The sequence below is a fragment of the Collinsella sp. AF36-3AT genome, assembly GCF_003475205.1.
GTDB lineage: Bacteria > Actinomycetota > Coriobacteriia > Coriobacteriales > Coriobacteriaceae > Collinsella > Collinsella aerofaciens_AF.
The window spans coordinates 88,630-113,462 of record NZ_QROZ01000005.1 but is presented as its reverse complement, the minus strand read 5'-3'; the positions used below and the strand labels follow the sequence as shown (position 1 = coordinate 113,462).

Annotated in this window: 20 protein-coding genes; 1 reads left to right on the top strand and 19 read right to left on the bottom strand. The window is 60.6% G+C overall.

All coding sequences use genetic code 11. The annotated features are described in order from the left end of the window. Window positions 1-277: 277 nt before the first annotated feature. The 12 genes from DW003_RS06150 to DW003_RS06095 all read right to left on the bottom strand — a co-directional run bounded on the left by DW003_RS06150 (window position 278) and on the right by DW003_RS06095 (window position 13,394). The gene (locus tag DW003_RS06150) at window positions 278-922 is read right to left on the bottom strand and encodes a DUF4867 family protein (protein WP_118388102.1); all 645 of its coding nucleotides are present in this window, start codon (window positions 920-922) and stop codon (window positions 278-280) included. A 123-nt stretch (window positions 923-1,045) separates the two neighbouring features. Beyond that, entirely contained in the window at window positions 1,046-2,026 is a 981-nt protein-coding gene (locus tag DW003_RS06145; protein ID WP_117766239.1) for an alpha/beta hydrolase, read from the bottom strand. A 105-nt stretch (window positions 2,027-2,131) separates the two neighbouring features. Then, on the bottom strand, window positions 2,132-3,502 hold the full coding sequence (locus DW003_RS06140) for a PTS transporter subunit EIIC (RefSeq protein WP_158573189.1): 1,371 nt from the start codon (window positions 3,500-3,502) through the stop codon (window positions 2,132-2,134). A gap of 68 nt (window positions 3,503-3,570) precedes the next feature. Beyond that, window positions 3,571-4,410 (bottom strand): PRD domain-containing protein, encoded by an 840-nt coding sequence (locus DW003_RS06135; protein ID WP_117646431.1) that lies wholly within the window; start codon window positions 4,408-4,410, stop codon window positions 3,571-3,573. A 200-nt stretch (window positions 4,411-4,610) separates the two neighbouring features. Continuing rightward, window positions 4,611-5,099: an S-ribosylhomocysteine lyase gene (locus DW003_RS06130; RefSeq protein ID WP_117640520.1), complete on the bottom strand. Its 489-nt coding sequence runs from the start codon at window positions 5,097-5,099 to the stop codon at window positions 4,611-4,613. A 135-nt stretch (window positions 5,100-5,234) separates the two neighbouring features. Further along, complete coding sequence (locus DW003_RS06125) at window positions 5,235-6,725, bottom strand: glycerol kinase GlpK (RefSeq protein WP_118388098.1); 1,491 nt, start codon at window positions 6,723-6,725, stop codon at window positions 5,235-5,237. 56 nt (window positions 6,726-6,781) lie between these two features. After that, the gene (locus DW003_RS06120) at window positions 6,782-7,723 is read right to left on the bottom strand and encodes a transketolase family protein (protein WP_118388096.1); all 942 of its coding nucleotides are present in this window, start codon (window positions 7,721-7,723) and stop codon (window positions 6,782-6,784) included. Beyond that, window positions 7,716-8,552, bottom strand: coding sequence for a transketolase (locus DW003_RS06115; RefSeq protein WP_199573597.1), 837 nt, complete (start codon window positions 8,550-8,552; stop codon window positions 7,716-7,718). The genes DW003_RS06120 and DW003_RS06115 overlap by 8 nt, the downstream gene beginning before the upstream one ends. A 2-nt stretch (window positions 8,553-8,554) precedes the next feature. Next, window positions 8,555-9,955 (bottom strand): L-fucose/L-arabinose isomerase family protein, encoded by a 1,401-nt coding sequence (locus DW003_RS06110; protein ID WP_118388094.1) that lies wholly within the window; start codon window positions 9,953-9,955, stop codon window positions 8,555-8,557. 257 nt (window positions 9,956-10,212) lie between these two features. Further along, window positions 10,213-11,223, bottom strand: coding sequence for a LacI family DNA-binding transcriptional regulator (locus DW003_RS06105; protein WP_117839924.1), 1,011 nt, complete (start codon window positions 11,221-11,223; stop codon window positions 10,213-10,215). Between the two features lie 203 nt (window positions 11,224-11,426). After that, window positions 11,427-12,401, bottom strand: a complete 975-nt coding sequence (locus DW003_RS06100; protein WP_118388092.1) for a nucleoside hydrolase — start codon at window positions 12,399-12,401, stop codon at window positions 11,427-11,429. A gap of 30 nt (window positions 12,402-12,431) precedes the next feature. Beyond that, window positions 12,432-13,394, bottom strand: a complete 963-nt coding sequence (locus DW003_RS06095) for a ribokinase (RefSeq protein WP_117758589.1) — start codon at window positions 13,392-13,394, stop codon at window positions 12,432-12,434. A 187-nt stretch (window positions 13,395-13,581) separates the two neighbouring features. On the opposite strand from DW003_RS06095, the gene DW003_RS06090 reads away from it, so the two are divergent. Beyond that, on the top strand, window positions 13,582-15,798 hold the full coding sequence (locus DW003_RS06090; protein ID WP_118388090.1) for an acyltransferase family protein: 2,217 nt from the start codon (window positions 13,582-13,584) through the stop codon (window positions 15,796-15,798). A 543-nt stretch (window positions 15,799-16,341) separates the two neighbouring features. Here DW003_RS06090 and DW003_RS06085 read toward each other — a convergent pair. The 7 genes from DW003_RS06085 to DW003_RS06055 all read right to left on the bottom strand — a co-directional run bounded on the left by DW003_RS06085 (window position 16,342) and on the right by DW003_RS06055 (window position 24,777). After that, window positions 16,342-17,538: an Nramp family divalent metal transporter gene (locus DW003_RS06085; RefSeq protein ID WP_117637211.1), complete on the bottom strand. Its 1,197-nt coding sequence runs from the start codon at window positions 17,536-17,538 to the stop codon at window positions 16,342-16,344. A 74-nt stretch (window positions 17,539-17,612) separates the two neighbouring features. Beyond that, window positions 17,613-19,457, bottom strand: a complete 1,845-nt coding sequence (locus DW003_RS06080; protein WP_118256318.1) for a magnesium transporter — start codon at window positions 19,455-19,457, stop codon at window positions 17,613-17,615. A 328-nt stretch (window positions 19,458-19,785) separates the two neighbouring features. Then, a complete protein-coding gene (locus DW003_RS06075; RefSeq protein WP_233545528.1) occupies window positions 19,786-21,192 on the bottom strand; it encodes a polysaccharide deacetylase family protein in 1,407 nt (468 codons plus the stop codon). Window positions 21,193-21,264: 72 nt separating this feature from the next. Further along, window positions 21,265-22,020 (bottom strand): hypothetical protein, encoded by a 756-nt coding sequence (locus DW003_RS06070; RefSeq protein ID WP_055252569.1) that lies wholly within the window; start codon window positions 22,018-22,020, stop codon window positions 21,265-21,267. Continuing rightward, a complete protein-coding gene (locus DW003_RS06065; protein WP_099432470.1) occupies window positions 22,020-22,409 on the bottom strand; it encodes a YtxH domain-containing protein in 390 nt (129 codons plus the stop codon). The genes DW003_RS06070 and DW003_RS06065 overlap by 1 nt, the downstream gene beginning before the upstream one ends. Window positions 22,410-22,545: 136 nt before the next feature. Then, window positions 22,546-23,379 (bottom strand): hypothetical protein, encoded by an 834-nt coding sequence (locus tag DW003_RS10065; protein ID WP_222847415.1) that lies wholly within the window; start codon window positions 23,377-23,379, stop codon window positions 22,546-22,548. A gap of 24 nt (window positions 23,380-23,403) precedes the next feature. Next, complete coding sequence (locus DW003_RS06055; protein WP_117634577.1) at window positions 23,404-24,777, bottom strand: hemolysin family protein; 1,374 nt, start codon at window positions 24,775-24,777, stop codon at window positions 23,404-23,406. Window positions 24,778-24,833 lie beyond the last annotated feature (56 nt).

Genomic DNA, 24,833 nt, shown 5'->3' with positions numbered 1-24,833 from the left:
ACGCAGGCCGACACTTCTTTTCGCACACGGCGGCCCGGCAGCCGCCCCCGTCTGACACTTTCTGATACCGCCGCCCCAAACCACCACAAAGGGGACAGGCACCTTTGTGGCGGCTTGGGCCCGGTTTGTCTCGATCTGTAACAGGTAGACCGCCAAAACCGGGCTTGGCGTTACAGATTGAGATTGTTCGGTCTGTCCCTGCAGTTTGTCTCGATCTGTAACAGGTAGAGACGATTTAGCCCGCTAGATGTTACAGATCGAGACAAACAGGAAGCCCCTAGTCGCAGGTGATGTCGAGGTTCTTGCCGACGAGGCCCACGTAGCCGCCTTCGGCTGCCTTGGGGCTGTCGGCGTGGCAGAGGACCCACTTGTCGGCCTTCCAGTAGCAGTAGCTGTCACCGGCGGCAGGCATGTCGGCTGCAGCCTCGGGGCGCGGGCCATTGGTGCCCGCCGGCAGCGCCACCATCACCTGGAAGCCGCCGTCGTCGACCATGCAGGGCGTGTAGTGGAGCGTGGTGTTGAAGACCTCAACGACCTTGCCCGCCGGTACGCGGAACGCCTTGACGCACGCGGTGTCGAGCTTGCCGTCCTCGATCTCCCAGCGATGCGCCACGAGCAGGATAAAGTCGCGGGCGCCCAGGTTAAACTCGCTGGCGCGGTGATACTCCAGGCAGTTGAGGCGTGTGTTGTGCCCGTTGCACCAGCCGAGCTGGAAGGAGCGGCCGCCGTACATGAGAAAGCCCAGCTTATCGGCATCCTTGACGCCCTCGAGCTCCGGCGCGCTTGCTACGTACTTGCTGCCCTCGGGGATGGGCGTAGCCGCGAGCGCCTCGATGAGCGGAGCGGTCAGGTTGGACGGAACGTCGTTCCACACGCAGCCATAAGATTTGAACTCGTGATCTGATACAGAGTAGATATGCATGTTCGCTCCTGTTCGTTTATGTGACAGTACGAACATTCTAGAACATCATTCATCCACGACCACGATCAATACCGAAAACATTGCATGACGAAATCACCCGCTCAAAAAGCGACATGCAGTTTCCTAGTCGAGATAATCTTTAAGAAACTCAATAACGCTCATACACCAGTAGTCGGTCTCCGGCGCATGGGGCTTCATCAATGCGTGCCCCCCTTCTGAATACATGACTCCCTCATGGTGTACTCCAGCTGCATCCAGAGCATCGACCATCTTTTCATAATTGTCGGGCGATACAATATCATCGTCAGCGCATTGCCAAAGATATGTCGGAGGATACTGCTCCCACACATGCTGATTAATACAGAAATCATCGAGCGAGTCGCGACCAGCCCCGCCGCACACCGAATCAAGAAATCTATTGTCTGATGCGTTCTCAAAGCCATGAAGATCAATCGGTGCATAACACAGGGCCAAGGCTTTTGGCGCCTCGCATCCGTAGGACGCAAATCCCTTGTTGTCCGTCCCCCACTCGGCAGTTAAATGCGCACCAGCAGAAAAGCCGATAACTGCATAACTTTTTGCGACATTAAATTTCGCTGAATTCTCCAGGACAAAACGGACGGCTCGATTTAAATCGTCGATTGGGCGCGGCATCAAAGGCTCGACCCTCACCCTGTATGACAGCACGAACACGTTATAGCCCGCATCGTTGAGCTCGGGGGCAACGGGAAAGCCTTCCACTTGATGACAAACGCTCTGATAACCTCCGCCCGAAACCGCAATGATAAAGGGAGCCCTAGGTCTCCCGGGAAAGAAGAACAGTTTCGTATTGCGCCGAGTCGGATCACGGATGCAGTCGGCTTCATCCCAAATATCGTAGGCAACCTGCCTCCCGTCATCCACGAGCTCGACAATTCGATTCAATCCACGCAAAACGCGAGCAGTTTCATATGGATTAGCATCAGAATTCATATGAGACACAATGGGTTTATTCCACATGCGCTCCCAAGTTGAAGGCCGGCAAAGCATAAGGTGCTCGCCAAAGCCAGCGAACTCAGGAAGGAGCGCGATTTCGCCAAACGTCATATCGGCAGTAATTGTCATAGCTAGTCACTCCAAAAATGAGGGTGGGCTCGCGTGAATCAACGGCAAGCCCACCACATGCAATCTGCCGCGGGGTTTTCGGCAGCTTACATCCCGAATAATTGTCTACTCCACTACCGCCTCTTCATCAGGGCGATACAGGATGTAAACGAGAACGAAGTTAAGAATTAAACCGACGACATTGCAAAGAATTGCGCCGATGAGGCTGCTCATATCACCAGAAGGATCCATATAACCGGGGAAGCTAAAAATGCCGCTCGACGTCATAACGAACGTACAGGTGTTGAAAATCGCCGGGATAACAGCACTGATTGCTCCGGCGACCATGGAAGCGATAATGATCTTCTTGTGCTCCAAGATGATGCCGTACAGCGCCGGTTCCGTAATCCCGAAAAAGCCCGTAATGGCACAGCTGAACCCAAGACTCTTTTCACTCGGGTCCTTCGAGCGGAGGGCAAACGCCAAACAAGCGCCGACAACACCCATGCTGCAGCAGAGAAGTCCAAGGATAGGATCGGAGCCGACGGTCATAATATTGTTGATGGAAAGCACGATCAGGGCCCAATGGAGTCCAAGGGGGATCATAACGAGACCGAATATCGGCCCGAGAATAACGCCGCAAAGGACGGGGCTGAACTGATAGACCGCCAGCACTGCAGTCGCAAGCAAAGAGCTCGCCTGCTGAATAACGGGGCCGATCACAAGGAGCGAGACGGGGGCGGCAACAGCAACCGTCAGGAACGGGACGAGCGCAAATGCCACAACATCGGGAAGAACCGCCCGCAGCCACTTATTAAGAACGGATGCGAACCAAGCCGCCACGATAGCAGGAAACACCGTGGAGGAATAGCTCACCATTGTGAACTTCATGCCGAGCAAATCCAGCGCATCGCCCGCTCCGGCCGCAGCAACGAAAGTCGGATAAATCAGGATTGCACCGAGTACCGCACCGATATATCGATCGGTTCCAAAGAACTGAGCAGCAGATGATCCGACAAGAACGGGCAGAAAATACATGCAGGCATTTCCCATGCCGTACAGCAGAGTGTATATTCCGCTCTCGGCGGAAACAGCACCCGCCGTCGTCAGAATACTAAGGACGGCGTTTATCATTCCGCATGCGATCAAGGCAGGAAGAACGGGCATCATGATGCCGCTGATGAGCTTCATTAGCTTTCCCAGAAAGCCCTTAGTCTCTCCTTCGCTTGCCTCGGAATCTCCGGCATCAATCCCGGTTTCCTTGGCAACGATTTCATAGACCTTATCGACCTTAGGTCCCACAATCGCCTGATATTGCCCCGCGGAATGGCGAATGTCGATCACGCCATCAATCGCCTTGACTTTTGCATCGTCTACGATGCTTTCGTCCTTAAGGTTGAACCTTAAACGAGTCATGCAGTGAGCTACAAATGTAACGTTGTCTGCGCCGCCCACCATCTCGAGAATCTCGGCAGCGAGCTTGGTTGTATCTGCCATAAATACCATTTCTCCCATGTTGAGTTTTATATGTAACCATCAGCAAAGCGCGCGCCTTTGCCAACTAATTACCTTGTTTTCGATGCAATTCGATTGATGTGCATCATGAGGTAGAGTCTTTCTTCGTCTATAAGTTCCCGCCCCGTCAGTCGGCTGAGAACAGAAGCAATATCATCGGCGCACATTGATGCCACCGGATATTCTTTTTTGAGCGAGAGGTACATCTTGCGGTTGTCGCTCACGATGCTTTCGCCAGAGTTCAACCTATTGAATAAGTACTGAAGATGGGTTGCGAACCTTGCGTAATCGAAACCTTCCCGATCAACTTGAATGCCAAGCCGATTTTCAACAGCAACGGTTGACTCCTCCAGAACACGATCGTAGATATCCGCGCTAAACTCTTTAACTACTTCGCATGAGTCCGAATCGGCCATGTTATTGATAAACGCCATGGCAATTCCAACTGCCTCATGAGCTGGAAGCCTAACGTTAAGACGTTTCCTGATTATCTTAAGTGCATACTCGCCGATTCTAAATTCGACGGGATATTGTTGGCGGACATCAAACGATAAAGGCATGCGGACAACGATATTTTGCTCTTTACGCTTAACCGCATACGCGATATGGTCCGCAAGGATAAACGGCAAATTAGGGCTCACCTCATAAGACAGCAAACCTGTCGACATATCAATAACATCCGAGGTAAGCTCGAGAAGCTCGTCGGGGACCTCGTCAACGAGAGCGATGTAGCGAGAGCTAACGTTATAAAACGTTCGTTGAATCTCCGAAAGAGGGACCTCGTCTCCGACATTCTTAAACCCCAGACCACGGCCGAATGCAACCAACTGTCTGCCATTTCCATCGACGCAGAGGACAGCGCTGGTATTAATTCGTTTAACAATTTCCATGTGTCCCCCCCTAAACAGAACAAGGCTCCCGAAGCAGAATCCGACAATCAATGTCGACAGATGCTGCTTCAGGAGCCTTGCCTGAATATCACTCTGAGGACTAGTTTAAGCGAGCTAGTGCTAATGACCTCGAATAAACACTTCTAAACAGTTAAACGGTCGATATCTCCGTGTGAACGGTTTGGAGGCAGAGGGCGGCCCTATGCCTGCTGATAGTGCAGGTGCTTCTCGTCGATATCGGCCAGGTCGCGGTCGAGATAACGACGCGCAAGCCAGTTGGCCATGGGGAGGTTCTGGTCCAGGTAGTTGCCGCACTCCTCGGGAGCAGCGCCGGGGATATCGCCCTCAAAGCCAGCAACAAACTCGAACAGCTCACGCACAAGCGGCAAGATTTCCTCGCTCGTCAGCTCACCAAAGACAACCAGGTAAAAGCCCGTGCGGCAGCCCATGGGACCAAAGTAGACAATGCGGCTCGACCACTCGGCATGATTGCGAAGGAACGTCGCGCCCAAATGCTCAATCGTGTGGCACTCGGCCGTGTTCATGACCGGCTCCTTGTTGGGCGTGGTCAGGCGCAGATCAAAGGTGGTGACGGCGGCGCCGGTCGCCGGATCGCGGTCGATGCGGCTCACATACACGCCGGGCTCGAGCAGCAGATGGTCAACGGAAAAACTTGCGATACGCTCCATGGCAGTTCCTCTCGGTAGTCAATTTGGGACGGGGCTCTTTTAGCTGGTTCGAATGGTCGCACCAATCATACCAGTCAAAAAAGCCCCGTCCCAAATGAGCTGCCCGGGAATAGCCTGCGGGCGCCGCGCAGCCGCCTAGGCAGTGTAAGCGATGGTCGCGTCGACGGCGTGACGCCAGCCGGCGATCTTTTTGGCTCGCTCGTCGGCAGGCATGGCAGGCTCCACGATGCCGCGGGCGCCATAGACGTCGACGACATCGCGCGCGTACATGCCCAGCGCAATGCCGCAGGCCCAAGCCGCGCCCAGACCGCTCATCTCGTCGTTGCTCGCAATGCGGATGGGCGAGCCGACCAGGTCGCTCTCAAACTGCATCAGGTACGCGTCGCGCGTGGGACCGCCGTCAACACGAAGCTCGGCCAGCGCCGCGCCCGAATCCTCGACCATCGCATCGATGACGTCGAAGATCTGATAGGCGATCGACTCATCGGCGGCCTTCACGAACTCCGCGCGGCCCGTGGTGCGCGTCATGCCAAAGACGCAACCCTCGGCATCGCTCGCCCAGTGCGGCGCACCCAGACCGGTAAACGCCGGCACAAAGTAGACGCGGCTCGCCGGATTGGCGGCGTAGCACAGGTCGGTGACCTCCTCGGGGTTGTTGATGAGCTCCAGATCGTCGCGCAGCCAGGTCTTGACGGCGCCGGCGTAGCTCACGTTGCCCTCGAGCACATACTCGGTCACGCCATGCATACGCCACGCAAGCGAGCTCGAAAGCCCGTGCGAGCTGGCGACAAACTCGTTGCCGACATTCATCATGACCGAGCTGCCGGTGCCATAGGTCGCTTTGGCCATGCCGCGGCTGTGGCAACCCTGCGCAAACAGGGCCGCATGGCTGTCGCCCAGCACGCCGTGAATGGGCACGGGCGCCGGCAAAAAGCCGCCCAGGTCCGTTGTGCCAAAGAGACCGTCGGAGTCGGTCACCTGCGGCAGGCAGGCCGGATCGATGCCAAAAGCCTCGCACACCGGCTCGCTCCAACAGCCACGGCGCAGGTCGAAGAGCTGCGTGCGGCTGGCATTGGACCAGTCGCAGCGGAACTCCGCACCGCCCGTGAGCGTCCAGACCACCCAGGCGTCGATGGTGCCCAGACACAGCTCGCCTGCCGCCGCAGCCTCGGCAGCCGCCGGAACGTTCGCGAGGATCCAAGCCATCTTGCCCGCCGGATAGTAGGGCGAGAGCACCAGACCCGTCGTGTCACGCACCAGCTCGGCCACGCCTTCGCGCGCAGCAAGCTCGTCGCACAGCTCGCGGGCGCGGGCGCACTGCCACACCACGGCGTCGCACAGCGGCTCGCCCGTCGTGCGACTCCAGGCAACGGTGGTCTCGCGCTGGTTGGAGATGCCAATGCCGGCGATATCTGCTGGATCGACCCCGGTCTCCTCCACCACGGCACGCGCCACGGCCAGCACGTTGGCGGCAATCTCGGTCGGATCATGGCTCACCCAGCCGGCCTCGTTGACAATCTGGCGATGCGGGCGATCGGCACGATGAATCAAATGGCCGCCCTCGTCCACCAGCAGCGCCTTGGTGCCCTGCGTGGATTGATCGATTCCGATGATGTAGCGGCCCATGGCCACCCCTTTCAAAACGAATGTGACAAAGGGGCGGTCCCTTTGTCACATTCCAGTTACTCTGCGGGCAAGAACTCGGCGACGGTCTGCGCGATTCCGGCACCCGTCAGGCCGTAGTGCGCAAAGACCTCGGGACTCGTGCCGGTGATGACCGGCGCATCGGGCAGGCTCAGGCACTTGACCGGACGCGGGCAATGCTCGCCCACGACCTGCGCGACCATGGAACCCAGGCCACCGAAGGGGCTGTGCTCCTCGACGGTCACGACGGCGCGCGTGGCACCGGCGGCCTCGATCACGGCCTCGGCATCGAGCGGCTTGACGCAGTACATATCGAGCACCGTTGCCGAGATGCCCTGCTCGGCCAGCAGATCGGCGGCGTCCACGGCATGGCGGACCATCTCACCGGTGGCGACAATCGTCACATCGGTGCCGCGGCGCACCCAGGTGGCGCGATCCATCTGGAACGGGCACTCGTCCTCAGTGTACACGTCCTCCACCGGGTTGCGGCCCACGCGGATGTAGGCCGGCTTGTTGTCGGCGACCAGGGCACGCACGAGCTCGGCGGTCTGGAAGCGATCGCTCGGCAGATACACGCGCATGTTGGGAATCGCGCTCATGGCGGCGATATCCTGCGCGGAGTGATGGCTCATGCCTAAGGCGCCGTAGGACACGCCGCCCGAGATGCCGATGAGCTTGACGTTGGTGTTGGAGTACGAAACGTCGACCTTGCACTGCTCATACGAGCGCGTGGTCACAAAGGACGCCGGCGAGGCGGCCCAGGCCTTCTTGCCGCACGAGGCCATGCCGGCGGCGATGCTCACCAGGTCCTGCTCGGCAATGCCGACCTCAACGGACTGCTGGGGATACTGGTCAAAGAACGGCGTGAGCGATGCAGAGCCGCGGGAGTCGGAGCACAGGACGACGATGTCTTTATCGGTTGCGGCGGCCTCGAGCAGCGTGTCGCAGATAGCCTTTCGGTTGGCGATCTTGTTAGCCATTGATGGCCTCCTTATGGGCAGCGAAATCGGCGATGATCTGGGCATATTCCTCATCGTTGGGCAGGTGATGATGCCAGGCGGCCTTGTCCTCCATAACCGGCGAGCCGTAGCCCTTCACTGTGTTGAGGATGATGACCGTGGGCTTACCCTTGGTCTCGGCGGCCAGCGTCAGCGCGGCATCGATGGCCTGGACGTCGTTGCCCGGAATGGACAGCACGTTCCAACCGAAGGCGGCCCAGCGCTCCTCCTGCGAATCCTGCTTCATGACGTCCTCGGTGCTGCCGCTGATCTGCAGGCGGTTGCGGTCCACGAGCGCGCACAGGTTATCGAGCTGGTAATTGCCGCCGCTCATGGCGCCCTCCCAGACCGAGCCCTCGGCAAGCTCGCCGTCGCCCATGATGGTGTAGACGCGGTAGCCGCGGCCATCCATCTTGCCGGCAAGTGCCATGCCCACAGCCACGGGCAGACCGTGACCCAACGAGCCCGAGTTCATCTCGATGCCCTTGAGCTTGTTGTTGGGGTGGCCGATGTAGGGGCTGCCGAACTTGGAGAAGCGGGCCTTGACGTCATCAAGGTCAAGATAGCCCTCGTGGCAGAGCACCGCGTAGTAGGCCTCCATGGCGTGGCCCTTGGAGAGCACGAAGCGATCGCGGTTGGGATTGTCGACGGTCTCGGGCGAAATGTTGAGGTGGTTGGCGTAGAGGGTCATCAGCGCATCGATGACCGACATGTCGCCGCCGATGTGCCCGCCGGCGCCAGCCATGATGATATCGACGCAATCGCGTCGAAGGTCCCAACGCAGGGACTCAAGCTCTTCGATAGTTGCCATTTCTACTCTCCTCGCAGGTAAGCTTTGACGTCTTCTTCGATGGGGTCGTACAGGTCGGGGACAATGCCGATGTACTTGCACGCCTCGTAGAGCACCGGCACCACGTTGGCGTGAATGGCGACGCAATGGTGGATGTAGGGACCCTCGACGATCTTGGCCTCGAGGCGCTTGAGGTTGTCGACCTCGACCCACAGGTAGGTGCCCATGCCGGCCGGGCCGTCGATGCCGCGGGCGTTGCCCAGCAGCAGCGAGTACTCGCCGTTGTCGCCGTCAAAGCGGGCAAGGGTGAGGTCGCCGTGCTTGGCCTCGGCCGTCAGCGCGCCGGGGTGATCGAAGGCCAGCGGATAGGTGAGCTTGGGCTTGACGGCCGCGCAGCTGCAGGGCCAGGGGCCGCAGTGCTGCAGCAGCTCGCCGTTCTCGTTATCGGGATGACGCACGGTCCAGTCGGCGAACATGCCGCGGTGACGGCCCAGGTCGGCGGCCTCGACCATCAGCGCGGTGATAGCGCCATGGATGTCGGTCTCGCAGACGATGGGGATGCCCATCTCGTTGAGGATTGCGTTGGCGGCGCAGGGCATAATGCCCAACTCGTCCTGCAGGGCGTTCCAGCACTGGATGGCGCCGGCGTTGCAGCCGTACTTCTCGACCAGGCGCTTCATGGCAATGGCGAGTCCTGCGACCGCAGGAACCTTGTCCTCGGGGATGCAGATCTCAAAGCTGTCACCAATGTGGGCGAGCATGGTTGCCATGGCCTGCTCGTCAGCCTGGGCGTCGCGCACGGCCTGGACAAGCTCGGTCATGGGGATGGGCGAAAGCTGGATGTTGAACTTCTCGAGCAGCTCGCCCTCGTTGCACATGGTCGACCAGAAATCGAACGGACGGGTGGCCATCTGCAGGATGCGGGTGTGCTTGAAAGTCTTGACCACGTTGCACACGGCCAAAAAGTCCCAGACACCGCGCTCGAACTCGGGATCGGTCAGACGGCAGTTGGTCATGTAGGTGAAGGGAACCTGGAAGCGACGCAGGACCTTGCCGGTGGCGAACAGGCCGCACTGGCTATCGCGCAGACGGGTGCCGTCGGGCTCGGGGCGCTCGTCGCGCGGACCCCACAGCAGCACGGGCAAGCCGAGCTCGCGGGCAAGGCGGGCGCAGACATACTCGGTACCAAAGTTGGCGTGGCAGAGCATGATGCCGTCGACGCCCTCGGCGCGGAACTCCTCGACGATAGGCGCGATATGGCTGTCGTCGAACAGCAGGCCCTCGTCGTTGATGTCGTCGATATCCACAATCTCGACGCCGATCTCGCGCAGGCGATCAGCCGTCAGACCGCGATACTTGATCGCGTCCGGCGCGCTAAAGATACTGCGGCGCGTGGGCACAAAGCCGAGCTTGATCTTGTCCATGTACGTCCTCCCCTAGTCACATGTTCAGTAAACAGACGCATGTTTCGTTTTGTTCTGTTTACTAAATGTTTTACTCTTTTGTTTAAAAGTTTAGCGCGAAGGTCTCGTAAACGGTAGAGAAATCAGCCTAAACGGTATGTAAACAATCTGAACATACAAGGGCAACAAAAAGAGGGCCCCGAAGGACCCTCTTTTGAATAGCGCTATGTTTACTGCCCTAGCGAGCTTTGGCACGCTGCAGGCGATGCCGTCTCCGCCTAGATTTCGCGCACGCTCTGGCGCTCGACAAAATAGGTCGACACAGCCGTTTTGCAGGTGTAGCTCTTGGGATTGCGGATGTTGCCCACCAGGCGGCGCACCGCGATCTCACCCACCTCGTGCTTGGGAACATGCACCGTGGTGAGCGGCGGGTTGGAAAAAGCGCCCAGAGATAGGTCGTCAAAGCCGATGATCGAGACATCCTCGGGCACGCGAATGCCGTGCTCGTTGAACGCGCGCATGGCACCCACGGCGAGCACGTCGTTCTCGGCAAAGAAAGCCGTCGGCAGGTCGTCGTGCGAGGCATTGTCGAGCCACGCGCCCATGTCGCGATAAGCGCCCTCGAGCGTGGTGCCCAGCGTGACGCGCCATGCCGGATTGGCCTCGAGGTCCGCATCCTCAAGCGCTTGGCGATAGCCGCGCTCGCGGTCCTTAAAGTTGCGGATACGAAGGTCGCCCGCCAGATAGCCGATTTGCTTGTGACCTTTCTCGATAAGGTAGTCCACGGCACGCAGCACCGAATCGGTATTGGCAATGACCACGGCATCGAAGTACTGGCGGTCGCTCCAGCCATCGAGCACGATCAGGTGGGCGGCGGCGTTAGCGAACAGGGCGTAGTCCTCCTCGCCCAACTCGGTGCCCATCAGCACGATGGCGGCAGACGGGTCGGCGATCAGGCCCTCGACCTGCGGACGCACGGCGTCTAGGTCGCTAAAGTCGAGCGAGACAAAGCTCGTGCTCATGCCGTGGCGACGCGCCTGGCGCTCCACGCCCTCGATGACCGCGGGGTGGAAGGTGCTCTCGTCCAGGATGGCGCCCGTCTTGCGCGCGAGCACAAACTGGATGCTCTCGAGCTGCGTCGACTGCTGATAGCCGAGCGACTGCGCGCACTCCAGGATGACTTTGGCGGTCTCCTCGCTCACGCTGCGCTTGCGGTTGAGCGCGTTGGACACGGTCGCAGGCGAAAAACCGGTGATGCGGCTGATCTCGCGAACACTTGCTTTGGCCATTGTTCCCCCTAGTAACGGTCGCGGTCGAGCATCGTGGCCTGACCGCCCCGTGACTCGACAACTAAACGACCGCAAATTCAATCTAAACAGAATAGTAAATGTTTAATAGCTAGTTTAGCCTGTTGTCAAGCGAAGCGACGCGACTATTCCCCCAACGGGCGTATTTACTCGGTAGCTAATCTGGAACGGGGCACAGAAACCGTTTAGCCAAGGATGCGAGCCATGCGTGCCTTAAACTCCGCGAGGAAACGTGGGGCGTCCACGGTGAGCGCCACGAGCGCGCTCTTATCTGGATCGGACAGACGGTGCTCGTCGCAGATGGTGCGGCCGCGATACTCACCCAGCAAGTCAACACGCAGGTTACAGCCGAGCGCACCCACGAGCGTTGGATCAATCGCCACGGCAACCGCCAGCGGATCGTGCAGCGCGCAGCCGCCCAGGTAGGGCGCGTTCATCTCGTACGAACCAATGTAGTGCTCGACCATGCTCGCAAATGCGCAGCCGGCCATAGTGCCCGAGCCCGTCCAGCCGGCAATGTCGCGGCGTGTGAGCACCGCGCGATGTGTCACGTCCAGACCCACCATGGTGAGCTTACGGCCCGAGCGCAGCACGGCATCGGCCGCCTCGGGGTCGCTCGCCATATTGGCCTCGGCGCCCGCGCTCACGTTGCCGGGCACGGTAAGGGCGCCGCCCATCACGACCACGCGGCCGATGGACATCATCGCCGCCGCATCGCGCTCCAGGGCGAGCGCCAGATTGGAGAGCGGGCCAGTCGCTACGTAGACCAGATCGGGACCATAAGTGCGCGCGGCATCGATCAAATAATCGACCGCAGCGTTGCCGCCGGCCGAGGTCGCTCCCACCGGCTCGTAGGGCGACGCGGGCACGCTCGCGCCGCCGATGCCGTTCTTGCCGTGAATGAGCGCGGTGGACGCCGGCGGCGTATAGGGCTCAGTCGCCTGCAGAGGACGGTCGGCACCCAGGTACACCGGAACCTCGGGGCGACCCAGCAGATCGAGCACCGCCAGGCAGTTGTGCGCCGACTGCTCGACGCGCACGTTGCCAAAGCACGTGGTGATGCCCACGAGCTCCACCTCGGGGCTCGCGATGGCATAGGCCAGCGCCATCGCATCGTCCACACCCATATCCAGATCAAGGATCAGCTTCTTGATTGCCATTGTTCTACTCCGCTTCTCCGTCTTTATCGTTTAACCAAACCAATGTTCAACTTCGGCGCGCGTGGGAATCGATTGCTGAGCGCCCAGGCGCGACACCGTCACCGCCGAGGCGCGAGCACCCGCGGCCATGCACTCAAAGAGCGGCAGACCCTCCAGACGAGCTGCAGCAAGCGCACCAATAAACGTATCGCCCGCGGCCGTCGTATCGACCACCGCGCTCGAAAGCGCCGGCATGCGCAGCGGCTCACCGCCATCGCCGAGCGTAACCGAGCCGGCGCCGCCCAGCGTGATGACCGCGGCGCCGGCGCCCTTGTCGAGCAGCGCATTGAGCGCGGCGACGCAACTCGCATCATCTGTGGGCAGAATGCCCGTCAGCATCTGGCACTCGGTCTCGTTGGGGCAGACCAAGTCGACCGCAGGCCACGCTCCTGCCGGCAAATCGCAGGCGGGCGCAGGGTTAAAGACCGTATAGAACCCCAGCTCGTGAGCGCAAGCAAGCGCCTCGGCCGTCGCTGCAAGGTCACATTCGCCCTGGGCGATAAAGACGCTTCCGGCAGCCGGGGCAAACTCGCTGGCATCGCCGTCGAGCTCGTCGGCCACCAAGCGCCTCAGTGCGCGGGCAACGTCCTCGCCCGCAAGCGCATGGTTGGCGCCCGGCGACAGCACGATGCGGTTGTCGCTCTCGCAGCGAATGATAGTCGCGGTACCGGTCTCCACGTCATCGCGACGCGCCACAAACTCAACGCCCACGCCGGCATCCTGGAGCCCTGCCACAAGCGCATCGCCAAAGGTATCGCGCCCAACAGCGCCAATCATGCACGTGCGCGCACCCATGCGCGCAGCAGCGACGGCCTGGTTAGCGCCCTTGCCACCGGCGTTGGTGATAAAACCGCTGCCACCGACTGTCTCGCCCGCACGCGGCATGCGCTCGCACGCCACCGAAAGGTCCATGTTCATGCTGCCGAACACCGCAACGATGCTGTGATCCGCCATGGAAACCTCCTCGTCTTCAGGCTTTGCGCCCACCGTCGACCAACGATTGTGCACTCTCGCACCCCCTATAACTTTAGTCCACTTTGATGTGGACGCGCGCTTGAGCTTACGCCAGCAGCAAGCATTCACAGGGGCAGGCAGCTACAATGAATACGTGCTGATTATTCTCGTCATTGGATGATGTTTTATGGAACAATTCTCGCAATCGGGCTCGCGCGGTCGACGCCGCACGGGCAACGAGCCGGCGCCGCACGAACGCGTGAAGGGCGAGCGCCGTGCCAACGAGCCGCGACGCACCGCGAGCCCCCATCGCGCTTCTGCCAACAACGCGGGCCGCGCCAACACTCCCGCCGCGGAGCAGACGCCTGCTCGCCCCAAGTCCCGCTACATCCCTGCCCTTGACGGCCTGCGCACGCTTGCCGTCGTCGCGGTGGTGCTCTATCACCTCAACCTCACGTGGGCTCAGGGCGGCCTGCTTGGCGTCACGATCTTCTTTGTGCTTTCGGGCTATCTGATCACGCGCTTGCTGCTCAACGAAGTCGCTAAGACCGGCCGTATCGACCTTAAGAGCTTCTGGATTCGCCGCATCCGTCGCCTGGTCCCCGCCGTGGTAACGGTAGTGTTCGTGACCTGCGCGCTGTGCACCATCTTTAACCACGTGATGCTCACCAAGATGCGTCCCGACATTCTGCCGTCGCTGCTGTTCTTTAACAACTGGTGGCAGATTATGCAGGACGTCTCGTACTTCAACGCCCTGGGCGACCCCTCGCCGCTTACGCACTTTTGGTCGCTCGCCATCGAGGAACAGTTCTACCTGGTTTGGCCCCCGCTGCTGCTCGCTATGGTATCCATGCACATGAGCAAGCCCAACACGCGCCGCATGGTTCTGGGCCTGGCTGCTGTCTCCGCCATCGCCATGATGGTGCTCTATAACCCCGCCGCCGACCCCAGCCGCGTGTACTACGGCACCGACACCCGCGTCTTCTCGCTGCTGCTGGGCGCCTGGATGGCCTTTATCCCCGATCGCGACCTGGCGCCGGTGCGTCTCGCTCATCGTTTGGGGCTCAATCGCCTGGCTGGCGCCGCCAAGCACGGCAAGAACGCCGAGGGCAAGCCTGGCGAGAAGGCCGACAACGCAGCCGAGACCGTCCCGGCACAGCCGAGCGCCCTCGTGCGCTTTTGGTCCTCGCCCGCATCCATCGATGTGTTGGGCGTCGTGGGTCTGGTTGGCCTTGCCGCCATGGTCGCGCTCACCAACGGCTACACCGCGTTCCAGTATCGCGGCGGCACGCTGCTATGCTCCATCCTCACGCTCATGGTCATCGCGGCCTGCGTGCAGCCCCAGGGAATGGTTGCCCGCGCACTGTCCGCCGAGCCGCTCGTATGGGTTGGCAAGCGCTCGTACAGCATCTACCTGTGGCACTATCCGCTACTGTTGCTCATGAACCCGGTCGCCAACATCAACGATACGCCGTGGTGGCAGTACATTTTGCAGGTGTTGTTGGTGGTCGCCGCAGCCGAATGTTCATATCGCTTTATCGAGACGCCGTTTAGAAAGGGCGCCTTTGGGCGCACCGTATCCGAGTTTCGCGACGGCGCCACCACGCCCGCCAACTGGGTACGCGCGCACGTCCCTGTCTGCGCAGCCTGCGCTGTCGTGTTGGTCGTTGCACTGGGCGGCCTGATCTTTGTGCCGGAGACCTCCGCACTGAGCGGTGAGGGCGCCGAAGTCCTCAACAAGGAAGCCAAAAACACCGCGCCCACCGACCAGCAGGCGGCCGACGACACCGACAAGGACAACGACGGCTTCCCCGACGGATCCTACGACCTGCTGATGATCGGTGACTCCGTGTCGCTGCGCGCCGTCGATTCCTTCGACGGCGTGTTCCCCCACAGTCACATCGATGCCGAAAAGGGCCGCCAGTTCGATGCGGGCCGCGCGACATTTGAGGGCTATCTCCAACAGAACCTTGCCGGCAAGATCGTGGTCTTTGCACTGGGCACCAACGGCTTGGTAACCGACGACCAGATCGACGCCATCATGGCCGATGCGGGAGATAAGCGTATTGTGGTGTTTGTGAACACGCGCAGCCCGCAGCCGTGGGTTGGCTCTACCAACCAGGCCATCGCCAACGCTGCTACGCGCTACAAGAACGTGCGCGTTATCGACTGGTACGGATACAGTGCCAATCGCAACGACCTGTTCGATGGCGATGGCACGCACCTGTCGACCACTGGCGTGACTGAGTACCTCAACTTGATCCACGATGCAGTCAAGAAGGACCTGCCCGTGCATCCCGAGGATCACGTCAACGATCCGCAGCCGGCGGCCGTCAAGTCTGCCACCGACGCGCTCGTCAATGCGCTCGCTCTCAAGCCGCACAAGCTGGGCACCGACAAGTAACCTGCAGCGCAAACTTCCCACATCCGGAGGGGTGCCCGCCACGGCAGGCACCCCCTCCGACAGTTAGGGACGTTCCTTATATGCCGGCACCCAGGGACACTCCTGACACAGCCGAGGAACGCCCTCCTTGCGACCAAATTCTAGGCGCCTCGCCACCCCGAACGTTGTTTCCAAGCCCACACCCGCAGCAAACAACCCAAAATCACTCTTTTCGAGCCGACTCCAAGAGGTCATGGACAAAAAGGGGCAAATATGAGTACTGTTACCATTTTAGTAGCAGGCAAAACCACCCAAAATGACGTCCGAGCGACCCCTACAACCCCCTAAAGCAGCCAACCTGACTGGTTTAAGACATATTGGAGCCAATTTTAATGAACATACTATCGGCTATGTCCATTATCTTCTTGGATGTAAATGCTATTCACTTAGCAACAGTACTCATATTTGGCATTTTTTGTCCACTGCCATATAACTAACCCCCTATAGCGGGCAAAAAAGAGGCCGCGGCCCATGGCAGCGGCCGCTCGAAACCCAAAAGAGGCGCTAAGCGCTGTAACCCATCGCCTGCAGAACAAACATGACGACCGTCAGCACCGTAATCACACCGATAGTCGCCCAAGTGAGCACATTCCACACGCGGCCGTTGCGGTTAGTGCCCATAATGTGACGGTCAGCGGCAATAACCACCTGGAACACCAGAACCACGGGCAGCAGCACGCCATTGATGACCTGCGAGGTCATCATAATCTGGAACAGATCGACGCCGGGCATAAGCACCAGCACGGCAGAGATGCCGATGATGGCCGTAATGATGCCGCGATAGACCGGGGCCTCGTCCCAGCTGCGATCGGCACCGCGCTCCCAGCCAAATGCCTCGCAGATAGCGCTCGACGTAACGCCCGGCAGCACGCAGGCAGCCAAGAAACTCGCCGCGACCAGGCCCGAGGCAAACAGTACCGTAGACCACTGACCCGCAATAGGCTCCAGCGCGCGGGCAGCATCGGCAGCATCGCTAATCTGAATACCCGCCGGGAACAGCACCGTACCGGTCGTAATGATAATAAAGCCGGCAATGACATCAGCGGCAAGCGAGCCGCTCACGGTATCGATGCGCTGCAGCACGATATCGTCCTCACCCGCATTCTTATCGACCACGTTATTCTGCGCCAAGAAAATCATCCACGGCGCGATGGTGGTACCGATCGTTGCGACCACGAGCGACACGTAGCTGGGGTCATTTTGAATGTTAGGCACGACCAGGTCGACCGCGACCTCACCCCAGTTGGGGCCAGCCATAAACGCAGCGACAATATAGGTCACGAAGACGCAGCTTACCAGCAGCAGGATCTTCTCGATGCGCTGGAAACTACCCGACATGGTAAGCATCCACACCAGCAGCGCCACCAACGGCACCGAGATGCTCGCCGGCACGCCAAAGAGAGCAAGGCCGCTGGCGATGCCCGCAAACTCCGAAATGGTCACAGCCGTGTTGGCGATCAACAGCGCCGCCATAGCAAGTACACTCTTGCGCACGCCAAAGCGCTCGCGAATGAGCGATGCCAGGCCCTTGCCCGTGACGCAGCCGCAGCGCGCCGCGGTCTCCTGCGTCACGATGAGCAGCACAGTCATGACGGGAAGCATCCAGAGCATCTTATAGCCATAGCTGGCGCCCGCGCTGGAATACGTTGCAATGCCGCCGGCGTCATTGCCCGAAAGCGCCGCCAGCAGACCGGGACCCATAGCGCCAAAGATGGCCGCGATGGTCAACTTTTGCTTGGTGCCCGACTTTTGCTTGGTATTTTGCACGCGACCACCTAACCCATGACCGACATGGTGAGCAGCACCGCAGCGACGCAGTACGCTACGCACGAGATCATGACGGCAATAACGTTCATGGCGGTGCCCGACGTGTTGAGGTCATGCTCGTCACGCCAGAACAGCACCATCAGGTAAATCACGGCGCTCATGTTGCCAATCAGACAGACGATGGCCGCGATGTTAAAGCACCCGGTAAAGAGTTGCTCCTCAAACATGGACGCATCGGGGAACGCAGCGGTGCGCACCAGCTGGGCGCACAGGTAGGTCACGAGTGACAGAATCAGGCCCATGCCCGTGCTCTGGAAGAAGAACCCCAGATACGGCTTGGGCTCATCGTCGTGACCGTCATACTCCAGGAAGTAGTTCTTGACGAACGACACCATGCGCGAGGCCGCCAGCAGCACGAGCGGCATGGCGCACATGGGGAACACCACCAGATGCGCGGAGCCGAGCGCCGTTCCCAGCACGGTCGCCATGATGCACGACGCGATGCCCCATACAACAACCCAGTACTGGCGATGCACGAACCAGCTGAGCACGTTCGTCGAGTCGTCCGACGCGCTATCGCCCGAGCCGACACCGGCGATCTGCAGGTCCTCCTGATGCTCCTCGGCAATAACGTCCATGGCGTCGTCGAAGGTTACGATACCCAGGATATGACGGTTCTCGTCGCAGACAGGGATGGCAACCAGGTCGTACTTGGTCATCTCGTCCGTTACGTCTTCCTGGTCCTCGTCGGGCGACACATAGACCAGGTCGCGATAGGCCAGCTGACCCAGCGTGGCGTCGCGGTCGGCTACGATCAGCGTGCGCAGCGAAAGCACGCCGGTCAGCATGCCGCTCGGATCCTCGGTATAGACGTAGTAGACGCTCTCGAAGTCCTCGTCGAGCTCGCGAATCGCCTCGATGGCGTCACCGACCGTTGCCGTGGCGGGCAGGGAGACAAACTCCGAGGTCATGATGCGGCCGGCGGTGTTGTCTTCATACCCTAGCAGGTTACGAATCGCCTTCTCCTCCTTGACGCCCATCAGGCGCAGGAGCTTCTCGGCCTTCTCGTAATCGAGCTCGTCGATCAGGTCGGCTGCATCGTCCGGGTCCATCATGGCCAGCATCGACGATGCGTCCGTGTCGGACAGGCCCTCGAGCATCTCGGTCATGAGCTCGTCGTCATCGAACTCCGAGATGGCCTCGGCAGCCTGTGCGGTATCGAGCTGCGCAAACACCTGCGCGCGTAGGCGCGGGTCGAGCTGCTCGATAATGTCGGCGATGTCGGCAGGATGCAGCTCGCCGAGCGTCTTGTGCGACACCGAGAGTTGAATGTTCTTGGTCGAGCGGTCGAGCAGGTCCATGTAGGACCAAGCGATGATGTCCTCACTGAGCGGCTTGCCCAGGTGCTTCATAAAGCCTTCGACGATATGCTCGAGCGCGGGGCTGATGGCGCGTAGCAGACCGCGAGCACCGACCTCGGCGCCCAGCAGGCGCAGCTGGTTTTCGCCCGACATGGAAAACTTGATGTCGTTGACGCGCACGACCTTCATGCCCTGCGTGTCGACAATCTGCTTGTTGAGCACGTCGCGGGCAAGCAGGAGTTCGGTCGGCTGCAGGTACGAAAAACGGATTTCGGTGGCCGACGTCTTAAGGTGTACACCCGTCTCGTCGATACGGTCGACCCATTTGCGCCAGCTGATCATAAACGGCGTCTTGCCGGGACCGCGGAACGCGAGCGACGTCACGTGCGGAAAAACTTCGCCGGTAGCAATACCAAAATCGTTGACCACGCCGAGCTTTTCGCCGTCGACGTCCAAGACCGGCAATTTGAGCATCTCACTCAGATAATTCAATGGTGCTCCCCATCATTATTCCCCCGGACGCGGCCGCGCGCGCGGCGTCCGGGGGCTTCTGGATATGTATACGCATGCGCGGGCGGCACGCCGCTCGACGCTTACACCCCGTGCATGCGCAAAAAGCACCTGCATGGGGTCATCGACTGTATGGTCGAGGTTTGGATTTCACCTGTAACCTTTCTCTTGACCCTCATTAACCGCAGTAACTATAGCATCAGCATCGCCCTGCGGCATCGAATTTATGCGCTGCACATTGCAGGCATACCAAACGCTGACGCATCCGTGACATAGCCATTGGGGACGTTCTTAAACGACTACCCAATGACTACTCTGTGGTGTCATCGTCCTCGGCAAGTTGGGGGAACACGGCGTCCTTGGGCATGGTGACCTTCGTCAGCGAGGTGAGCTTTTTGCTCAGCGACGTGTCCGTCTTAACCAGGTCGCTGAGCGTCACGATCTTGTAGCCGTCGGCAATGAGGCCGTCGATAATCTGCGGCAGCGCCTCGAGCGTCTGCTCGGCGCATTCGTCTCTATCGGTGAACAGCACGATATTGCCCGGCGTCACCGAATCGAGCACCGTTGAGACCTGCTCGTCGGCACCGTTGAGCAGCCAGTCGCCCGAGTCGATATTCCACGAGACCACGGCGGAGACCAGGTCCATCGCATCAATCCAGTTTTGCTCGTCAAAGGCAGCGTAGGGAGCACGCAGCAGCATCGTCTTCACGCCGGTCGCCGACTTAATCGCATCGGTGCCTTTCGTGATCTGTTCGCGTACCGTCTCACGGTCCTGACCCTTGAGCGAATCGTCGCTGTAGCTGTTGGATCCGATCTCGCACCCGGCATCGACAATCGCCTTGGCCGTGGCAGGCGAGGCCTCGGCCGCATCGCCCGAAAGGAAGAACGTCGCGGTAGCGCCCTTTTCCTTGAGCACCTGCAAGATCTGTTTGGTGGCGCCGCTCGGACCCTCGTCAAACGTCAGCGCCACGTACTTTTTGTTGCCCTTGGGCGCCACGCTGGCGCACGCAACGACGCAATCGGTGGCGGGCACAACCTCGCCGCGGTCCTGCGTCTTGCCCGACTGCTCACCAACCCACACCTCGGAGCGGCCCTGGACACCCCACGTCTGCACATACTCGATAGCGCCCGTGCCCTCGACCTTGAGCCTGGGCTCGATAACCGTAGCCTGAACCTCATGCTTCTCGTAGGTGTTACGGCCATCCTTGACCGTCACCTTCTCGCCGCCCTCAAGTTCGCGGCTTTTCCACTTACCCTGTTTTATGCGCTTGCCGTCCACCTTAACCGACAGCTTTTCGCCGCCATGGCGGGTCAGCACGCTGTCATCGACGGCCAGCAGGTCGCCTGCGTCGTAGGTGTCAGTCAACTCCTGGTCGTCGATGAGATTCTGCAGCGTAGAGCCCACACGCACCGCGGTCTTCTGGCCGTTGAGTTCCACGTCAACGCTGCGGTTGACGTAGCCCACGACGGCAGCGATAAACAGCACGAGTGCGCAACCCACGGCGATGAGCGCATAGGGCAGGCGAGACGAACGACGGGGCGTACGGCTGTTGCCGATGCGCGCGCTGCGATCGCTAAAGCCGCGGCTATGGTTGAGGTACATCGCGCCGGGCTTACGGTGACGCTTGCGCTGACCGCTGGGCAGCTGCCCCAGATCGCGGCGCGCCGTCGGACGCGTACCCGAACGCCCGTTTAAGTTGGATCCGTTTTGGCGCATATGCCCTCCCCCATAAACACAGCAAGCCGGAGCAACAGGTCTCCGGCTTGCCTCCCATCATTTGGTACGTCGCTATTTTGTAGCTTTTGACGAGCCTCCGCTCGCCTTTTGGTATTCGTCCTTAAAGGCCTTGAACATGCCGCGCGTCTTGCCGAGCTGCTTGCCCAGTGCGCGACTGCCCTTGTCCACGGCAACCGACCCCTTGTCGTCGAGCACCTTGGCGCCCTTTTTGACCTTATCGCCCACCACGACGCTGGCCTCGGCGGCCTTGGCAGCCGCACCGCCCGAATACCCGAGCGACTTGACCTCGTCCGAGACGACCATCGCGCCGTTCTCGTAGCCGCGCAGCATCGTCGGCGGCACCTGCGTGTCGCCCACCAGCACGCTCGAAGCGGCACCGGCGGTCACATAGAATGCCTGTACGATGCCCGAGCGTGGCTTGAACTCAACGTCCGAGCAGTAGCCCACGACATCGCCCGATTCCGTGCGCACGTCCATACCAACCCAGATGATGCAATCGTCCAGGTTGATGTCGAGGCGCTTGGCGGCGGCAGCATCGTACGTGTCCTTGACGTCATCGACCGCAATGGCGCCCTCGTAGACACCAATGGCGTCGAGCGCTACGAATCGGTCGGGGCGCTCGATCATGCCCGCGATATCGGACTGGCGGACCATAAAGCCGACCACGCGCGTACCGCCCGGGGTAAAGACCGGAAAGTGAATCTTTCCGAGCTTTTTAGGGCTGCGCGGCGTGCCGTCCTTTTTGGTGCGCTTGTCCTCGGTAGGCTTGCGATAAATCTTGGCGCCGACAAAATCCCCGGCGCGCATTATGCCTCGGTCGAGGGCTCCGCAGCCTCGGTATCAGCCTCGACGGCGTTCTCGACCACGACGTCGGCGGCAGGCGTCACGTTGCCACCCGAAATGGCGTCGTTGAGCTGCTCACGCAGCTGGTCCATGCGCTCGCGGGCCAGGTCGACCTTGGCGCGCAGGTCGTCGGTCTTGGCGTCGACCATCGGGCCAAAGTCATTCACCGCAGCACGGGCCTCCTCGGCGCTGTGCTCGTAGGTGTCGCGCATATTGTCCCAGGCGTCGTTGGCGATATCGGCAGCCATGGCGCGGGTCTCGGCGCCCGAGCGCGGAGCCAGAGCAACACCGATAATAGCGCCGGCAGCAGCACCAAAAAGTGCGCCGGAGACAAAGCTGAAAGTCTTACCCATGATCATTCCTCTCCTGCGGGCACGTCGGTGCCCACCGTTTGAATGCTGTCCATTATACCCGCAGCGCATCACTTGCCGCTCCGCTCATCTGCGTACGGCAAAGGTGCAGGTACGTGATGGTGATAAACGCGTAGGCCTACTCCTGAGGCATAGCCGGCATGGCCACCGTGGCACCCGGGTCCTCGCCGGCGCCGTCCACGAGCGGCAGGCCGCCCTCATGCGCAGGTCCTGCCGGAACCGTCGCCGCACCGCCAAAGACGGCAGCGGAGGCCTCGTGGCTCTCGGCAACCGCGCCCTCGGTATCAATCGCCACCTGGGGCTCGTCGTCAAAGTTGGGGACGCCCTGGGGCTCGGTGGGAACGGGCTCGGCGGTCGCATCGGCAACGGGCTCGGCGTCGACCGGCACATCGCCCTCGTCAGCGCCCTCGTCCTCGGCAGCATCTTCGCCGTTCGCAGCGGCGACGGCCTCGTGAGGATCCTTGCCCTCGGCCTCGGCGCGCATGCCCAGCACCAGGTTGCGCAGGCCCGCGACCGTGCCTTCCACGTCGGGGGCAGGCTGGTCGGCGTGCAGGTACGCCCAGTCCATCATAAAGGTGGCCGACGACAGCGCACCGATGGCCAGTGCGTCGTCGGGGCACGAAAGCTCGACCTCAAAGACACGCTCGTCATGCTCGCTTACGCGCGTGCGGCCGCACGAGATGCTACCGGCAAGACCGGTCTCGTTCATGAGCTCGACCGTCACGTGCTCCAGCAGGTGGCAGAGCTCGGTCTGACCCATGCAGTCCTGGAACTCGCGGCCGGAATCACCCAGGCACAGGTGCTTGGCAATCGCCGGTACCAGGTAGTACACGCGCGCCGTGGCCTCGATGTCCTCCGAGGTCATGAGCGGCATGCCGGGGTTCACCAGCACATGCGCGCAGATCTTGTCCTCGCTGACGGTGACCTTAAGGATGTTGAACAGGCCTGCCATAACTCTCCCCTACTCTTCCTTGCCCTACTCGTCGCCGTCGTGCGGATTCGCGGAACCCGCACCCGACGTCGTCGGCTCGTTTACCGAAGACTCGGAATCCTTCTTATCGGTTTCGGCCGGAGCGATCACGCGAATGAGCGAGATGCGCTGGCCACGCATCGACTGCACTTTAAACTTGTACCCCGCGACCTCAAACACCTCTCCGATGTCGGGCACCGAGTCACAAAGCTCCAAAATCCAGCCGGCGATGGTCTCATAATCATCGCTTTCCTCGAGCGGCCAACCAAGCTCAATCGCGTCATCGCACGAAAAACGCCCATCGACGAGCCACTCGCGGCGCGAAAGGCGCGTGAGGTACTTGTTGTCGGGGTCGAACTCGTCCTCGATCTCGCCGACGATCTCCTCGACGATATCCTCGATGGTGATGATGCCGGCCGTGCCGCCGTACTCGTCCACGACCACCACGATCTGGTCGTGCGAGGTCTGCATCTCGGACAGCAGCGGCAGGATGTCCTTGGTGTCGGGCACAAAGGTGGCGTCGCGCAGGTAATCGGCGATGGGCTGGTCGCCCTTGCCGTCGAGCGCGGGCTGGATCAGGTCCTTGATGTGCGCGATGCCCGCGACGTTGTCGGGGTCCTCGTGATAGACGGGGATGCGGCTGAAGCCGGTCTGGCGCATGGTGGACAACACGTCGGCGACCGTCTCGTCGTCCTCGCACATGGTGGTGTCCACGCGCGGCACCATGACCTCGCGGGCAACGGTGTCGCCCAGGTCGAAGATCTCGTGGATCATACGCTTTTCCTCGTCGAGCAGGTCGTCCTGCTCCGAGACCATGTACTTGATCTCTTCTTCCGAGACGTTCTGACGGTCGTCGGCACTCTTGATGCGCAGAATGCGGGCCAGGCCATCGGAGCAAGCGCCAGTCAGCCACACGAGCGGACGGGCGATCTTTTGGAACACGGAAAGCGGTCCCACGACCTGCTTGGATACGCCCTCGGCATTGGCCAGGCCGATGCGCTTGGGGACGAGCTCGCCGATCACGATGGACACGAAGGCGACCGCGACGGTGATGATGACCGGCGCCAGGCCGCGCGCGATGGCGGAGAGCGGCGCGATGCCAAAGCTCATGAGCCACGTGGCGAGCGGGTCGGACAGGCTCGTCGAGGCAACGGCGGACGAGGCGAAGCCCACGAGCGTGATGGCGACCTGGATGGTAGCCAACAGCTGATCGGAGTCGGCGGCGAGCTGGACGGCGCGCTCGGCGCGCTTGTCGCCCTCCTCGGCATCGTGCTCCAACACGGCGCGCTTGGCCGTGGTGAGAGCCATCTCGGACATGGAGAAGTAGCCGTTGATAAGCGTCAGGACAAGCGTGGTAATAAGGGAGATGGTTATGTCCATCGGGAGTTTCTCGAACCTCCAAGATTCGGGACGTTGGGTAGTAAGCGTAGGTGACG

Bases quoted from the DNA above. Each gene is read 5' to 3' on its own strand.
- DW003_RS06150 (WP_118388102.1), bottom strand. From the start codon at position 922: ATGCATATCTACTCTGTATCAGATCACGAGTTCAAATCTTATGGCTGC.
- DW003_RS06145 (WP_117766239.1), bottom strand. From the start codon at position 2,026: ATGACAATTACTGCCGATATGACGTTTGGCGAAATCGCGCTCCTTCCT.
- DW003_RS06140 (WP_158573189.1), bottom strand. From the start codon at position 3,502: ATGGCAGATACAACCAAGCTCGCTGCCGAGATTCTCGAGATGGTGGGC.
- DW003_RS06135 (WP_117646431.1), bottom strand. From the start codon at position 4,410: ATGGAAATTGTTAAACGAATTAATACCAGCGCTGTCCTCTGCGTCGAT.
- DW003_RS06130 (WP_117640520.1), bottom strand. From the start codon at position 5,099: ATGGAGCGTATCGCAAGTTTTTCCGTTGACCATCTGCTGCTCGAGCCC.
- DW003_RS06125 (WP_118388098.1), bottom strand. From the start codon at position 6,725: ATGGGCCGCTACATCATCGGAATCGATCAATCCACGCAGGGCACCAAG.
- DW003_RS06120 (WP_118388096.1), bottom strand. From the start codon at position 7,723: ATGGCTAACAAGATCGCCAACCGAAAGGCTATCTGCGACACGCTGCTC.
- DW003_RS06115 (WP_199573597.1), bottom strand. From the start codon at position 8,552: ATGGCAACTATCGAAGAGCTTGAGTCCCTGCGTTGGGACCTTCGACGC.
- DW003_RS06110 (WP_118388094.1), bottom strand. From the start codon at position 9,955: ATGGACAAGATCAAGCTCGGCTTTGTGCCCACGCGCCGCAGTATCTTT.
- DW003_RS06105 (WP_117839924.1), bottom strand. From the start codon at position 11,223: ATGGCCAAAGCAAGTGTTCGCGAGATCAGCCGCATCACCGGTTTTTCG.
- DW003_RS06100 (WP_118388092.1), bottom strand. From the start codon at position 12,401: ATGGCAATCAAGAAGCTGATCCTTGATCTGGATATGGGTGTGGACGAT.
- DW003_RS06095 (WP_117758589.1), bottom strand. From the start codon at position 13,394: ATGGCGGATCACAGCATCGTTGCGGTGTTCGGCAGCATGAACATGGAC.
- DW003_RS06090 (WP_118388090.1), top strand. From the start codon at position 13,582: ATGGAACAATTCTCGCAATCGGGCTCGCGCGGTCGACGCCGCACGGGC.
- DW003_RS06085 (WP_117637211.1), bottom strand. From the start codon at position 17,538: ATGGGTCCCGGTCTGCTGGCGGCGCTTTCGGGCAATGACGCCGGCGGC.
- DW003_RS06075 (WP_233545528.1), bottom strand. From the start codon at position 21,192: ATGCGCCAAAACGGATCCAACTTAAACGGGCGTTCGGGTACGCGTCCG.
- DW003_RS06070 (WP_055252569.1), bottom strand. From the start codon at position 22,020: ATGCGCGCCGGGGATTTTGTCGGCGCCAAGATTTATCGCAAGCCTACC.
- DW003_RS06065 (WP_099432470.1), bottom strand. From the start codon at position 22,409: ATGGGTAAGACTTTCAGCTTTGTCTCCGGCGCACTTTTTGGTGCTGCT.
- DW003_RS10065 (WP_222847415.1), bottom strand. From the start codon at position 23,379: ATGGCAGGCCTGTTCAACATCCTTAAGGTCACCGTCAGCGAGGACAAG.
- DW003_RS06055 (WP_117634577.1), bottom strand. From the start codon at position 24,777: ATGGACATAACCATCTCCCTTATTACCACGCTTGTCCTGACGCTTATC.